Source organism: Streptomyces kronopolitis, assembly GCF_050953795.1.
Classification (GTDB): domain Bacteria; phylum Actinomycetota; class Actinomycetes; order Streptomycetales; family Streptomycetaceae; genus Streptomyces; species Streptomyces kronopolitis_A.
Window position 1 is genome coordinate 281,939 of record NZ_CP191850.1, and the last position, 15,743, is coordinate 297,681.

Consider the following 15,743-nt stretch of genomic DNA (forward strand, 5'->3'; position numbering starts at 1 on the left):
GCTCGGCGGGGCCGAGCACCCAGACCGGGCCGCTGACCGGTCCGCGCAGGGCCACGTCGGCGATCGGCTGCCAACGCGGGGCGTAGACACCCGCCCGGGCCGGGTCCGTGCTCTTCGGGTCCCTGCTCGCCGGGGCCGTGCTCGCCGGGGCCGGGGCCGTGGCCTCTGCCGACGGGGCACTTGCCGCCGGGGCGACCCAGCACCGGCGGCGTTCGAACGGGTAGGTGGGCAGCGGGATCGAGACCCCGCTCGCCGGCCAGTCGACGGCGTCCCCGGCCACCCAGCGATCGGCGTCCGTCCCGCCGGCGGGCCGGGCCAGCGCCGGGTGGTCGGTGCCGTCGGCGGCGGCCTTCAGGGCGGCGATCAGCGTGGAGCGGTCGGCGGCGGTGACCGCGAGCCGCTCGGCCATGGCGTCGCGGCCGTGCTGGAGGGTGTGGGCCACGTCGGCCAGTTCCGCTGTCCGGTCCGCCCGTTCGACGGCCTCGCGCAGCGCGACCGCGTACCGTCGCAGGGCCTGCGGGGTGCGGGCCGAGAGCGGGAACACCCAGGGGCCGTGCGGCCGTTGCACCTCGGGTGCGGCTCCCGCCTCCTCCAGGACGACGTGGGCGTTGACGCCTCCGTAGCCGAAGGAGCTGACGCCCGCGCGACGCGGCCCGGCGGCCGGCAGCGGCCAGTCCCGCGCCGAACGGAGCAGCTGGAAGGGGCTGCCGTCCAACCGCAGGTGCGGGTTTTGTTCCCGCAGTCCGGCCAGCGGCGGCTGCACACCGTGCTCCATCGCGAGGAGCACCTTGAGCACTCCGGCGGCACCGGCCGCGGATTCCAGGTGGCCGATGTTGGCCTTGACCGCTCCGATGCCGCAGTACGGCTCGGCCGGCGGGGGCGTGCCCCGCCGTTTCAGCAGTTCGTCGAAGGCCAGCCGCAGGCCATTGATCTCCACCGGGTCGCCGAGCTCCGTGCCGGTGCCGTGCGTCTCCAGGTAGCCCAGGGTGGCCGGGTCGGTTCCGGCGCGCTCGTGGGCCCGCACGATCATCGCTGCCTGGGCGGCCGGGTTGGGTGCGGTCAGGGACCGGGCCCGGCCCCCGTGGTTGACGGCGCTGCCGCGCAGCCAGGCGCGGACCCGGCGGCCCCGGGTCCGCTCGGCGCGGGCGAGCACCACGAAGCCGTAGCCCTCGCCGCGTACGAAGCCGTCCGCGCGGGCGTCGAAGGTCCGGCACCGTCCGGTCGGGCTCAGCATGCCCGTGCTGCTGAGCAGGGTGTGGTTGTGCGGGGACAGCACCAGGTTGATCCCGCCGGCCACGGCGATGTCGCACTCGCCCGAGCGGAGTGACTCGGCGGCCCGGTGGATGGCGACCAGGGAGCTGGAGCAGCCGGTGTTGACCGGTTCGCTCGGGCCGTGCAGGTCGAGGTGGTAGGAGACCCGGTTGACGAGGATGGAGTGCGCGGTGGCGGTGGCCGCGTGCGCGTCGACGGGCAGGCCGGAGGCCTTGCGGATCTCGTCGTAGTCGCTCGATCCCGCGCCGACGAACAGTCCGACGTCGCCGCCCGCGAGGCTTCCGGGTGCCAGGCCGGCGTCCTCCAGTGCCGTCCAGACCCCTTCCAGCACCAGCCGCTGCTGGGGGTCCATGCCCTCGGCCTCGTGCGGGGAGATGCCGAAGAAGAGGGGGTCGAAGCGGTCGACGTCGTGGATGAAGCCGCCGCGGCTCGCGTGCACGCCCTCCGGGAGGGCGTGGCGGTCCCAGCGGTCGGCGGGGACGTCAGTGACCAGGTCGTCCCCTTCCACCAGGTGCTCCCAGAACGCGTCGAGGTCGGCGCTGGCGGGCATCCGTCCGCTCATTCCGATGACGGCGATCGCCTCCGGGTCGACGGGACGCGCGGTCCGGGTGGTGGCGGGCCGGTCCTCCGGGGCCGGCGCGACGGGCGGCGTCGCGGTGGGATGTGCCGTGCGGTGGTCGCGCGCGAGACGGTCGGCGAGGGCCCGCAGGGTGGGGGTCTCGTAGAAGAGCGCGGGCGTCACGTCCAGGTCGAAGGCCCCGTTGAGCCGGCTGGCGAGGAGGTTGTAACTGACCGAGTCGAAGCCGTAGTCACCGATCTGCCGGTCGAGGTCGAGGTCGCCGACGGGGATGCCGGAGGCGTCCGAGGTCAGGTCGAGCAGCGTGTCCGTGAAGGCGGCCATGGCGGCCCCGGTGGCCTGTGTGGTTGCCGTGGCCTGCGTGGTTGCCGTCGCCCGCGGGGCGGCGGGTGCGGTGACGCCGGCCGCCGCCCTCGCCACCAGGACGTGCTGGAAGTTGCGGGTGGTCCGGGCGGGGTCCGGCGAGGCCGTCACCGCCTCGTACCCGGCCCCGCCGAGCACTCCGGTCCACCCGGGAACGTCCAGCAGCGGCGAGCCGGGCAGGCGCAGGCCGGTGTCACCGTGTGCCCACCAGCCGTCGAACAGCCCGTAGGTGAGCGTGCCGGACAGGGTGACCGTCGTCAGCTCGTTGAGGAGCAGTTCGCCGCCGGTGCGCAGGACCCTTCGCAGGTGGCGCAGGGCACGGCCGACGTCCGAGGTGGCGTGCAGGACGTTCGCGCCGACCACGAGGTCGAAGCCGCCCTCGTCGAAGCCCTGGCCGACGGGGTCGGTGTCCAGGTCGAGGCGCTTGAACCGCAGGAAGGGGTACCGGGCGCCGAACTCCTGCCGGCCGTGGGCGAGGAAGGTCACCGACAGGTCGGTGTACCAGTACTCGAGCCGGTCGCCGTACGGTGCGAGGGCGCGCAGGAGTCCGGCGGAGGTACCGCCGGTGCCGGAACCCACCTCCAGGATGCGGACGGTGGCGTCGGCGGGCAGACCTGCGAGGCGTTCCTCGACGTGGGCGACGAGGCGGCGGGTGAGCAGGTCGTTGTAGAGGTCGCTGATGGGGTTTCCGCGGTACACGCCTTCCATGAGCGAGGTGCCGGAGGACGGGAACAGCAGGTCGGTGGCGAGGAGTTCGCCCCGCAGCAGCTCCGGGTAACGCTCCAGGCACAGCGCCAGCAGCCGTACGAAGACGGCGGACTCGGGGTGCGCGGCGGCGAGGTCGGCGAGCTGTCCGAGGTGCCCGCCGACGCGGGCGGCGGCCAGGGCGTCCGGGGCCGGGCGCAGGCGTCCGGCGGCTGACGTGAGCAGGCCGTCGCCCACGAGCGCGTCGAGCACGGTGCGCAGCAGGCGTTCGTACCGGGGGGTGACGCCCACCCGGCGCAGGACCTCGTCCGCGTCGGGGTCGGGTCCGTTCCAGGTGCCCAGGTCGTCGAGCAGGGCGAGCAGGGCCCCGCCCGCGATGCGGGTCATCTGTCGGTCGAGCGCGTGGAAGTCCTCCACGACGCGCAGGTCGGCGGCGTGTGAACGCCCGCTGGTGGACGTCACGTCGGTGCTCTCCGTTTTCGTGTTCACTGCCATGCGCGCGCGCAGGGCCTCGGTGCCGGGCACGACGACGCTCTGGGGCGCCGGCCCCCGGAGCGTCTCGACGAGGGCGGCGAAGCCCGCCCGGGGGGTGATGGATCGGAAGCCGGCCGCGGTCAGGCGGTCCCGGTGGGTGTCGTCGGCCACCGCCCCGACGGTGCCCCAAAAGCCCCAGTCGACGGCGCGCACCGGGTAGGGCAGGCGAGCGTCGAGCGCGTGGGCGTAGGCGTCGAGGAAGGTGGAGCCGGCGGCGTAGTTGGCCAGGCCGGGGTCGCCGAGGAAGGACTGGGCGGAGGAGAAGAACACCAGGAAGTCCGGGTTGCGTCCGCGCAGGGCGTCGACGAGGGTCGCGGCGACGCCGGACTTGGCCGCCAGGCTCTGTGCGAGGTCGGTGTCCGTGAGGTCGCGTACCAGCCGGTCGCGCCGTACCAGTGCCGCGTGGATGACGCCGTGCACCGGGCCGGCCCCGTCGAGGACGGCCGCCAGCCGGCCGGGGTCGGTGGCATCGGCGCGGGCGTAGCGGATCCGGTCCCCGAGGTCGGCGTCGGCGAGCGCGCTGCGGCCGACGAGCACCACGTGGGCGTCCCAGTCCTCGACGAGCCGGCGGGCGAGGGCCAGGCCGATGCCCCGGGCGCCTCCGACGATCACGTAGGTGCCGCCGCGGCGCAGCGGGACGGGCCCGTCGGCGGCCGGGGCGGGCCGCAGGACCTGGGCGTGGCGGACGGTTTTGGTGTACGCGACGCGCGTTCCGCGGGGTGCGGGCGCCAGGAGGGCGGCGGACTCGTGGGCGGGGTCGAGGTCGACGCAGGCGACGGACCAGCCACGGTGCTCGTGCTCCATGACCCGGGCGAAGCCGGTGATCCCGGCGGCGTAGGGGTCGGTGACAAGGCGGCCGGGCGGGGCGGCGGCGCCGGCGGTGACGATCACCCAGTCGAGGGTGCGCTCACGGGACCAGGCCCGGGCGTACGGGGCGAGGGCCTTGACGCCCGCGTCCTCGGCGCGCGTGACCCGCTGGGCCTCGTCCGGGGTGGTGTCGGCGGTGTCGGTGGGCCCGGTCAGGACGTAGACCAGTCGGGGTGTCACCCGGATCGGGGTGCCCAGTTCGGCGAGGACGGCGCCCTCGTGACGGGCGGCCAGCTCGCGGGCCAGGCCCGCGCGGGCGGGGGCGTGGAGCACCACGACCGGACCGTCCGGCGCCGGCGGCGCGGTGGGCGTCGGGACGGCCTCCCAGCCGGGTACGTCCAGCGGGAGCGGCTCGACGCGGGGCTCGGCAGCGGCCCCGGCGGTCGCGGGGGCGGCCTGCTGCGGGGCCGGTACGTCGACCCAGCACCGCACGCGGGCGAAGGGGTACTGCGGCAGCTCCACCTTGCGCGGCTGCCGGTCGCGGTGCAGGGCCCGCCAGTCGGGTGCGGCGCCCTCCGCCCAACTGTGCGCCCACGCGGACGGGTCGGCCGGGAGCGGGTCCGCCCCCAGGCCGTGCGCGGGGCGCTGCCCGGTGACGGTGCCCCGGTGGAGGCCCGGCGCCGGCGAGCCGGCGAGGAAGGCGCGGAGGGCGGTGCGGAGTTCGGCCGTGTCGGAGGCGACCACGGCGAGCCGTTCCTCCAGGGCTTCCCGGCCGAGCTGCGTCGTGTACGCGATGTCGGCCAGCGCGGCCTCCGGTCCGGCGCCCGCCGAGACGGCCTCGGCGAGGGCGGCGAGGGTGGAACGGGCGTCGACGTGCGGGGCCCGCCCCGGGAACCGGTCGGCGAGGACCCGCGCGAGCCGGCGCAGGTCGGCGACGTCCAGGCCGAGTTCGTCGAACTCGGCCTCCGGGTCGGCGCCGGCGAGGCCGGCCGCTTCGGTCACTGCGGCCAGCGCGTCGAGCGGGGCGCCCGCCGTCGGCTCCAGGTACCGCTCGGCGAGCTCGCGCAGCGCCTGCGGGGTGCGTGCGGAGAGCAGTACCACCTGCGGTCCGGCGGTGGCGGGGCCCTCGGCGGGCGGCGTCTGCTGCGGGAACTCCTCGACGATGACATGGGCGTTGGACCCGCCCGCGCCGAACGCGCTGAGGCCGGCGCGGCGCGGGCCGCCCGCAGCTCCGGCGGGCCACGGCTCGCTCCCGCGCTGGACGCGCAGGCCCGTGGAGTCCCAGTCGATGCTCGTGTTGGCCGGGTCGGCGTGCAGGGAGGGGACCAGGGTGCGGTGGCGCAGCTGGAGGAGGATCTTGGTCAGTCCGGCGATGCCCGCGGCCGACTCCAGGTGTCCGATGCCGGACTTCACCGATCCGAGCCGGCTCCGCGCTTCGCCGTAGGCCTGGGAGAGGGACGTGATCTCGATGGGGTCGCCGAGGGAGGTGCCCGTGCCGTGCGCCTCGATGTAGCCGACGGAGGCGGGGTCCACGTCCGCCCTGGCCAGGGCCCGGCGCACCACGTCGGCCTGCGCCGCGGGGTTCGGGACGAAGAACCCCCCGGCGCGCCCGCCGTGGTTGACGGCGCTGCCCTTGATCACCGCGAGGACCCGGTCGCCGTCCGCCAGGGCGCGGGCGAGCGGCTTGAGCACGACGACCCCGACGCCCTCGCCGGGTACGTAGCCGTCGCCGTCGGCGCCGAAGGCGCGGCACCGGCCGTCGGAGGAGACGAAGCCGACCTGGCTCAGGTGCAGGTACTTGTACGGGTGGACGATCAGGTTCACCCCGCCCGCCAGCGCCAGCTCACTGTCCCCGGACCGCAGGCTCTCGCAGGCGAGGTGCAGCGCCGTCAGGGACGAGGAGCACATGGTGTCCAGGGCCAGGCTGGGGCCGCGCAGGTCGAGGAAGGCGGAGACGCGGTTGGCCACGGCGGAGGAGAAGGACGTCGGCAGGACGGGCAGCCGGTCCTCGGCGCCCAGCCCGAGCATCTGGTACTGGTTGAACATCACTCCGGCGAAGACGCCGACCATGCGGCCGGCCACGTCGGCGCGGGTGAGCCCGGCGGACTCCAGGGCGTGCCACGAGGTCTGGAGGAACAGGCGCTCCTGCGGGTCCATCCCCGCGGCCTCGCGCGGGGTGATCCGGAAGAAGCCGGGGTCGAACTCGTCGATGCCCGCCAGGAATCCGCCCCACTTGCTGTACGAGTGGCCGGCCGCGCGGTCGGGCCGGTAGAAGTCGTCCGAGGTCCAGCGGTCGGTTGGGATCTCGGTGACGCAGTCCCGGCCGGCGTTGAGGTTGCTCCAGAACCGGTCGAGGTCCTCGGCCATGGGGTAGCGGCCGGCGACGCCGATCACCGCGATGTGCCGGTCGTCGGTCTCCGGCGTGCCGTGGGTCTCCGCGGGCCGGGGGGCGGCGGTGCCGGTGGAAACGGCCCCGGCGGGGGCGGCGTCGGCGGGGGTGAGGCCCAGCGCTTCGCGGGCCCGCTCCGGGTCACCGTGGAGCACGACCAGCTCGGTGCCCGACAGGGCCAGGGCCCGCTCGAACGCGTCCAGGCCGGCCGCGGTCGGCAGCGGGGCCTGGCCCTGCCGGGCGAACAGGGCCTCGGCGGCGGCGTCCGTGCGCATACCGCCCTCGGCCCACAGCGGCCAGGCGAAGGAGAGCAGTCCGCGCTCGCGGGCGTAGGCGTCGAGGAAGGCGTTGGCGGCCGCGTAGTCGCTCTGCCCCGCATTGCCGGCGACGCCGGTGACCGAGGAGAACAGCGCGAAGAAGTCGAGGTCCAGGTGGCGGGTGGCCTCGTCCAGCAGTACGGCTCCGCGCACCTTGGGCGCGAGGACCGCCGCGAGGTCCGTGGCGGTCTTCGTGGTGAACAGCCCGTCGCGCAGGACGCCGGCCGCGTGCACCACGCCGTCCAGCCGGCCGTGCCGTTCGAGAATGCCGCTGATCAGGGCGTCGACCTCGGCGGGCACCGTGATGTCGGCGCGGACGTAGGGGACTTCGGACGCCGGGCGCGGCGTCCGTCCCACGAGGACGGGCGTGGCTCCGCGCGCGGTCACCCGGGCGGCGAGTTCCCGGCCGATGCCGCCCGCACCGCCGGTGATCAGGTAGACGCCGCCGGGCCGGAGGGGGACCGCAGGGCCGGGGTCGGCGTCGCGGTAGCGGCGGACATGGCGGCCGCCGGGGGTGTGCCGTACCCAGGACTCCCCGTGGTCGGTGAACTCCGCGAGCAGGGCGTCCGCGTCGGCGGGGCCGTCGGACTCGACGGCGGTGATCGCGAGGCGCGGCTGCTCCAGGCGCACCGTACGGGCCAGTCCCGCCACGGCGGCGGCGACGGGGCCCGGGCCCACGTGCACGACGGGGACCGGGCGGTCGGCGAGGACCTGGGCCAGGGCGAGCACCTCGGCACAGGCGGACCGTACGGCCTCGGGCAGGCCGGCGGCGCCCTGGTCCGCGGCGTGCAGGACCGCTTCCGGGGCCGTGCCCGCTCCGGCGAGGTCGGCGAGGAGCTGCCTCAGATCCCCGGCCTCGGCGGGGCGCAGCTCGTAGGAGTGCGGGGCGGTCCGGCGGAAGGCGGGACCGCGCCGGACGGTGATCTGGTCGGCCCGTACCCGCTGGTCGCCGATGACCAGCAGGGGTCCGGCGGCCGGTGCGAGAGGGCGCGGCGCCGCCTGCCACCGGCCGGTCAGGCAGTGGGTCCTGGCGGGGGTGTCCGCCGCGGGGGCGGAGGCGGCCGGGCGGGCGGGCCGCTCGGTGGGCAGCAGCCCGGCGAGGTGAGCGGCGACCGCGTCGACGGTCGGGTACTCGAACAGCAGGGTCGGGTAGAGCGCGATGTCCCAGTGCTCCTCGAACAGCCGCACCAGGGTGAGGAGATGGGAGGAGTCCAGGCCGAGGTCGTAGAAGCCCCGGTCGCCCTCGACCACCAGGGCGGGGTCGGCGACCGCCCGGCGGACCAGCTCGACCACCTCGGCCCGGAGGTCCACCGGTCCGGCGTCGGCGCGGACGGGCTCCGCGGGGCTTTCCGGCCGGGTGGGGACGGACGATGGCGCGGGGGCGGCCGGCTGCGCGGGGACGGCTCCGGCCGCGGCCTGCGGGGCCGGCTCCGGCCGCTCGCCGGCGAGCCGGGTGATCGCCGCGGCGGAGCGGACGCGCTTGAAGGTCAGGTTCGTGAACCGGGCGGCCAACGCGCCCGATCCGTCGTGCAGTTCGATGTCGGCCTTCACCACGTCGTCCCCGGCGCCGGCTCCGGCCGGGTGCATGCGCAGGTCGACGGTGCAGGCGTCCCCGAGGGTGCGGGCGGCGCGGAAGGAACCGATGTGCAGGGGGATGAGGGGGCGCCCGTCCGCGTCCGCGCCGTCGAAGGCGAGCGCGTACGACTGCATGGTCGAGCCGTCGAGCAGGGCGGGGTGCAGCAGGAAGTCCCCCACCGTGCTCCGCGCCTCGTCACCGAGCGCGATCTCGGCACGCACCCGGTCCGCCGTGGCGCGCAGGGTTCCCGCGCAGCGCATGAACGCCCGGTGCTCGATGCCGGCCGACCGGCCGGTGGCGTAGACCTCGTCGACGTCACGCGGCACGCCGGACGGCGGGAGTGCGGCGGCTCCGGTGAGCGGGGGCAGGTCGGTGCGCAGGGTGGCCCGCAGGTGGGTGGTCACGCCGTCGTCGACGGGCTGTCCGTCGCGGATCCGGCGGCTGGTCGCCGTCACCCGGAAGACCGCGCCGTCGGGTGTGAGGTCGACGGTCAGCTCACGGTCGAAGGAGTCCGTGGTGACCACCGGCTCGACGAACAGCACGTCGCTCAATTCGGCGCGGTCCAGGGGGATGTCGCGGGCGGCGAGCAGCCGGTAGACGATGTCGAGGAAGGTGACACCCGGCAGGGTGCGCACCCCGTGCACCCGGTGGTCGTCGACGATCGGGTTGTCCCGCTTCAGGTGCAGGGCACAGCGAACGGACCTTCGGTCCACGTGTTCTCTCCTGGTGGTCGGCGATGCGGGGGCGTGATCGGGCCAGGCCGCGCCGGGTTACGGGAAGGTCAGGTCGAGCCGGGCCGAGCGGACCGGCGTGGGGACCGGTCCGGGCGCGGCGGGCAGGCGCCAGAATCTGCTGCGCCGGTAGGCGGGCTTGGGCAGCGCCGGTCGTCCTGGTTCCCCGGGGGTGCCGGGGCCCAGCAGGACGTGGGCGTTGGTGCCTCCGAAGCCGAAGGCGCTGATGCCCACCCGGCTCCCGGCCGGCAGGTCCGTCACCCGGGTGACCGGATAGAAGGGCGAGTCGGCGAAGGCGAAGCGCGGGTTCGGCCGGTCGCAGTGCAGCGTGGGCACGAGCCGGCCGTGCCGCAGGATCTGGACCGCCTTGATGAATCCGGCGACGCCCGCGGCGCTGAGCAGGTGCCCCATCGAGCTCTTGACGCTGCCGATGCCGCAGTAGCCGCGGTCCTCGGTGTACGTCCGGTGCACGGCGGTCAGGGCCTGGAGCTCGATCGGGTCGCCGATCATCGTGCCGGTGCCGTGGGCCTCGACGTAGCCGACGGTGCGGGCGTCGGCGCCGGCGCGCGTCAACACGTCGGAGATCAGCGTGCGTTGGGCGCGGCCGCTCGGCGTGGTGTGCCCCATGGTCCGGCCGTCGTTGTTGACGCCCGAGGACTCGATGACGGCCAGCACCCGGTCCCCGTCGCGCAGGGCGTCGTCGAGGCGCTTGAGGAGCACCATCCCGGCGCCCTCGCCCGGGACGAGGCCGTCGGCGGACTCGTCGAAGGTACGGCAGCGGCCGGTGGGCGACAGCGCCTTGCCGGCGCTGAGCATGAGGTAGGGCTCCTCGTCGAACAGCAGGTCCACGCCTCCGGCCAGGGCCATCGACGTCTCCCCCGACGCCAGGCTCCGGGCGGCCAGGTGGATGGTCACCAGCGACGAGGAACACGCGCTGTCGACCACGAGATTCGGCCCGGTCAGATCCAGGAAGTGCGAGATGTGGGCGGCGACGAAGTTCTGGTTGACGCCGGCGATGTAGGCCCGCTGCGGGGGTTGCAGGTGCGCGCGGTGGTTGCCCGTGCGGGTGCCGACGAAGACGCCGACCGCCCCTCCCCGTACCTCGTCCTCGCGGTACCCGGCGTCCCGCAGGGCTTCCACGGACACCTCCAGCGCCTTGCGCGCCAGCGGGTCGAGGTGGTGGGCCGCCTCGGCGTCGAATCCGAAGAACTCCGGGTCGAACAGGGCGGCGTCGTCGAGGAATCCGCCCCACTTGCTCTGGCTGCGCCCCGGTCCGCCGTCCGGGCTGTAGAGGGAGGCCACGTCCCAGCGGTCGGCCGGCACCTCGGTGACGAGGTCGCGGCCGGCCAACAGGGCTGACCAGAACTGCGCCGGGTCGGACGCGCCCGGCAGTCGGCAGCCCATCCCGATCACGGCGATGGGCGTCGGCCGCCCGTCCGGGGACGGGGACGGGGTCGGGGCCGGGGCCTGTGCCCGGGTCCGTTCGTCGGCCCGGGACGGCTGCGTCGGCGCCGCGGGGGCGGGCGGGCCGGCCCGTTCGGGTACGAGGTCGGCCGGGGGTGCGCCGAGCGCGGCGGCGAGGCCGCCGAGCGTCGGGTACTCCTGGAGGAGGCTCGGATCGACCGGGTGGCCGAGGATCTCCTCCAGGGCGCGCACGAGTTCGGCCATCAGCAGCGAGTCCACGCCGATGTCACCGAGCAGGGTGTCGGTCGCCAGCAGGCCGGGGTCGACCTTGGTGGTGCGGGCCACGACGGCGTACAGCCAGTCCGGCGACGCCGCCGTGGCGGACGCACCGTACGGTGCGGTCGCGTGCGGTACGGCAACCGCCTCGGCCGAGGGCTGCGCGGGCCGCGGCGCCGCGGCGCGCCGCGGTGCCAGGAGCAACTCGTCGGCGGCCACGGCGGTGCGCTCCACCCGGCACGGCAGGACCACGGGGTCGCCGGGCACCCGCAGGGCGAGGTCGAGCAGTTCCAGGGCGTCGTCGGCGGCGAGGTCGGGGATGCCGAGCCCGCCGCCGGCACTCCTACGCTCCTGCCCCATGCCCACGCCCCGCCACAAGGGCCAGCGCAGGGCGCGCACCACGCACCCGGAGGCGCCGGTGTCGTGGGCGGCGGCGAAGTCGTCGAGCACGCCGTTCGCCGCCGCGTAGTCCAGGTGGCCCGCGGCGAGGGACGGCACCGCTCCCGCCACGGAGGAGAACAGCACCATGAGCCGGGGCGGCGTGGCCTCGAAGGCCGCCCACAGCACCCGCAGCCCGTCGGTCTTGGGCCGCAGCACCCTCGAGATCTCCTCGGGCGTACGGGACAGGAAGGACGTGGGCGGGTCCATGACCCCCGCGCAGTGGAAGACGGCGTCGATTCCGCCGGCCTGCTTCCTGACCCGGCCGATCAGCCGGCGCAGGGAGGCGACGTCGTCCAGGGCGTCGGTCCGCACGGTCAGCGTCACCCCCCGCTCGACGAGGGCGAGCAGCGCGGTGAGGCGGGCGCGCAGCGCCGGGTCGGTGGTGGGTGCGGCGACGAGGGCGGCCCACTGGTTGCGGACCGGCGCCCGGGAGCGCCCGACGAGCACGATGTGGCGGGCTCCCCGGTCGGCGAGGTGGGCGGCGAGGCGCAGGCCGATGCCGCCGAGGCCGCCGGTGATGAGCACCGCGCCACGGTCGACGCACGCGAGCAGGTCCTCGGCGGCCCGCGCCGGCGCGAAGGCGGCCACGGGCCGGCGGCGGCGCGTGCCCTCGTACCGGATCTCCGTCTCCCGGTCGACGGCGGCGGTCTCGGCCCGGACCGCGGCGGCGAGTTCGGCGGTGCCGCCGTCGACGCGGACGGTGCGGCCGTGGAGGGCCTGGAACTCGCCGGACAGGGAGCGGTAGAAGCCCGCGAGCGCGGAGCGTTCGGCGCCGCTGACGTGGACGCAGCGCAGCCCGACGCGGGGGTTCGAGGTGAGCGTTTGCTGCAGCAGGCTGATGCGCTCGGTGACGAGGGTGCCGGGGGCGGACCAGTCGACGAGGTCGACGATCCCGCCGAGGCCGGCCAGTTCGGGTACGGGCTCCCCGGGGACGTGCGCCACGGCGCGGTCGCCGAGCACCGTGCGGGCCAGTTCCGGGTCGGTGGTGACCACCAGCAGCCGGCCGGTGTCGTCGGTCTCCGGCGCCGGTGCGTCCGTCCACTCGGTGGTGAGGAGTTCGGCGCCCGCGACGGGCGCGACCCAGTGCTGGTCGCGGCCGAAGGGGTAGGTCGGCAGCGAGACGGGCGGTGCGTCCGGGGCCGTCCCGGCCGGCCCCACCCCTTCGGACTGTCCGTTCACGGGCGCGTTCGGCGGGGTGTCGAGCACGGAGGCGAGCCGCGCGGCGAGTGCGCCGAGGTCCGACGCCTCGACGGCGACGCGGTACGGCAGTGCCGCGCGCCCGGTGCTCAGGGTCCGCGCGATCGACGCGAGCGGCGGGGCGTCCGCGGAGCGGACCACCTCCAGCAGACGGGCCACGGACTCCCGCAGGGCCTGCGGGGTCCGGGCGGAGACGGACACGACCACCGGAGCGGACGTGGCGGGGGCCGCCGCCGGGCGGGGGCCCTCCTCCAGGACCACATGCGCGTTGGTGCCGCCCATCCCGAAGGAGCTGACCCCGGCCCGCAGGGGGCCGCCGCCCACGGGCGACTCCCATGCGCTGCGGTCGCGTTGGAGGCGCAGCGGCGTACCGTCGATCTTGATCATCCGGTTCGGGCGGTTCAGGTTGCGCGCGGCCGGCAGCGTACGGTGCCGCATCGCCAGGATCACCTTGACCATGCCGGCGATTCCGGCGGCGGCCTCCAGGTGGCCGATGCTCGTCTTGACCGAGCCGACCGCACAGTGCGGCGCGGTGGGACGTGCGTGGCCCCACTGCGCGTAGAGCCGCTCGAACGCGGCGACCATGCCGGAGACTTCGATCGGGTCCCCCAGGCGCGTGCCGGTGCCGTGCGCCTCGAGGTAGCCGACCGTGCGCGGGTCGACGCCCGCCTCGCGGTAGGCAGCGACGAGCAGGTCGGCCTGCGCGTCGGGGTTGGGGGCGGTGAAGGACTGGGCCTGCCCTCCGTGGTTGACGGCCACGCCGCGGATCACCGCGTGCACGCGGTCGCCGTCGGCCAGCGCCCGGTCCAGCGGCTTGAGGAGCAGGGCGGCGACGCCCTCGCCGCGGACGTATCCGTCAGCCTCGTCGTCGAAGGTGTGGCAACGGCCTCGCGGACTCAGCACGCCGGTGCGCTGGTAGGCGTGTTGCCGGGCGGGGTCGCACAGGACGTTGACGCCGCCCGCGAACGCCTGGTCGCATTCGCCGGCGCGCAGCGCGGCGACGGCCTGGGCAACGGCGACCAGGGACGAGGAGCACAGGGTGTCCACGGCGACGCTGGGTCCGCGCAGGCCGAGGGTGTACGAGACGCGGTTGGCCACGAGGGAGGGTGAGACCGCGACGCTCAGGTGCGGCTCGTCCCGCCCGGCGTGCCGGGCGATCAGCGCGGCGTAGTCGGAGTGGCACACGCCCGCGTAGACGCCGGTGCGGCTGCCGGTGAGCGAGGCCGGATCGCGTCCGGCGTCCTCGGCCGTCGCCCACACGGTCTCCAGCAGCAGCCGCTGCTGGGGGTCCATCAGGGCGGCTTCACGCGGGCTGATGGCGAAGAACTCGTGGTCGAAGCCGCGTATGTCGTCGAGCAGGGCCGCCTTGCCGACCAGACCGGGGTGGTCTGCCGCGTTCCAGCGGTCCGCGGGAACGTCGCGGACGGCGTCCTCGTCGCGGCCCAGGAGGTCCCACAGTTCGGGCACGCTGGGGGCGCCGGGGAACCGGCCGGCCATACCGATCACGGCGATCGGCATGGCACCGGGTCTCTCGGTCGGCGGCAGGGCCTCGGGCACTGCGGCCGCCGGCGCGGCCGCGGCCGGATCCGGGCGTTCGCCGCGCACGACGCGGGCCATGGCGGTGACCGTGAACGCCTGGAACAGGGTGCTGGGATCGATCTCGCAGCCGACCTCGTCCTCGGCCCGTACGGCGGCCTCGGACAGTGCCAGGCTGTCCAGTCCGCGCGGGCGCAGGTCGTCGTCCGCGGTCAGCGAGCCCGCGGGCTCCCCGAGCACGGTCTCCATCAGGGCCAGGAGCCGGCTTTCGAGGTCTTCGGGCAGGGGGCCGCGCGGCGGTCCGGAAACGGCAGCGGCGGAAGCGGAGGCGGACTCGATCGCGACGGCCGGAGTGGCGCCGCCGCCCGGGAGCGCGGCGAAGGCCTCGGGCCGGACGAGTCGCTTGACGGTCTCCAGGCGGGCTAGCGGCCGGCCGTCGCGTTCCCGCAGGAGGGAGGAGGTGAGGACCACCCGGTGCTCCGACTCCCGCCGGAACCCGTCCAGGCGGTAGCGCACAGCGTCGGACAGACCGCAGTTGCCGAGGTAGACGATGTCCCGGCTGACGGTGACGGCGTCGACGGCCCACTCGCCGCCGGGCACCACGGACCGTACGTAATTGCGCTCGCCGCGGTCGTTGATGTGCGGGTACGAGGCGAAGTAGAGCAGGCCCGCCGCGTTCACGTCGGCGAAGGGGTTCAGCTCGTACGTGTCGGTGTAGAGGCTGGTGGCGCCGTCGCCCTCCAGCCGGGTGTGGGCCCGGAACTCGCCCTGGAAGTCGTGGTGTTCCCTGCTCGCGCCCGCCACGGGGCCGCGGCCTTCGTGGCGCGGGGTGCCGGGGACCAGCCAGTTGCCGGGGCCCCTGCGGACGAAGGAGGTCAGGAGCCGGACGTCGACCGACGTCGTGGGCGTGGCGAAGCGGATGTCGCTGACGAAGGCGTGCTCGTCGAGCCGGGCGAGAGTGCCGGTCAGCTCTCCCTCGTCGTGCTCGGTGAAGAAGCGCAGGGAGCCGGCCGCGGTCAGGCCGGCGCGGGTGAAGGCGGGCAGCAGCCGTTCGCCGTCGGCGTCGGAGAGTTCCGCGACCGGGAGGCCGAAGTGCTCGCCGATCAGGGACCAATGGAGGTCGCCGGCCTCGCGTAACAGCCAGTTCTCGGAGAGGCCGCCGACGGAGAGTGCGGGAAGGCCGAGGACGATCCGGCGGGTCAGCATATGGGCACCCGCCCGGCTGCGGTACGCCCGGCGGACGCTGCGGGCCGGTGCGCGCCCCAGCGCGCATGCGGCCACGACTGATCACAGCGCTGAATCATCTACATCCCCCGATGAAATCCCTGAAGGCCTGTCAGGCACACCAGTCGGCAAAGTAGTTGAAAAGCGAAACTACTTACGCCGGGCCTGTATGGCGAAGTGACCACTGATGTGGCTGATCATTGAAGCCACCCCTGGCTCGGCCCCCTTCCCCGTCACGGAATTCGAGGGCCGACGAGAATGAATCGTGGACGACAATGCCTGGTTTCGCAAGTGGAATGGGTTGCCAATGTCAGGAATTCCGGAGCCGGTTCTCGGCATCCACCATCCGGCACGGAAGCCCGGTCCGACCTGGCCGGACGGCGTGAACCCCGGC

At 75.1% G+C, this 15,743-nt stretch carries 2 protein-coding genes (1 of these 2 cut by a window edge); both read right to left on the reverse strand.

Features of this window, described 5'->3' with window-relative positions; translation table 11 throughout:
- Positions 1-9,253 carry the 5' portion of an SDR family NAD(P)-dependent oxidoreductase gene (locus ACQP17_RS01135; protein WP_433854474.1) on the reverse strand. It extends 4,091 nt beyond the left edge of the window, so 9,253 of the gene's 13,344 nt are visible here — the first part of the coding sequence; the start codon lies at positions 9,251-9,253; the stop codon falls past the left edge of the window.
- Positions 9,254-9,310: 57 nt separating this feature from the next.
- Positions 9,311-15,331, reverse strand: coding sequence for an SDR family NAD(P)-dependent oxidoreductase (locus ACQP17_RS01140; protein ID WP_433854475.1), 6,021 nt, complete (start codon positions 15,329-15,331; stop codon positions 9,311-9,313).
- Between the last annotated feature and the right edge of the window lie 412 nt (positions 15,332-15,743).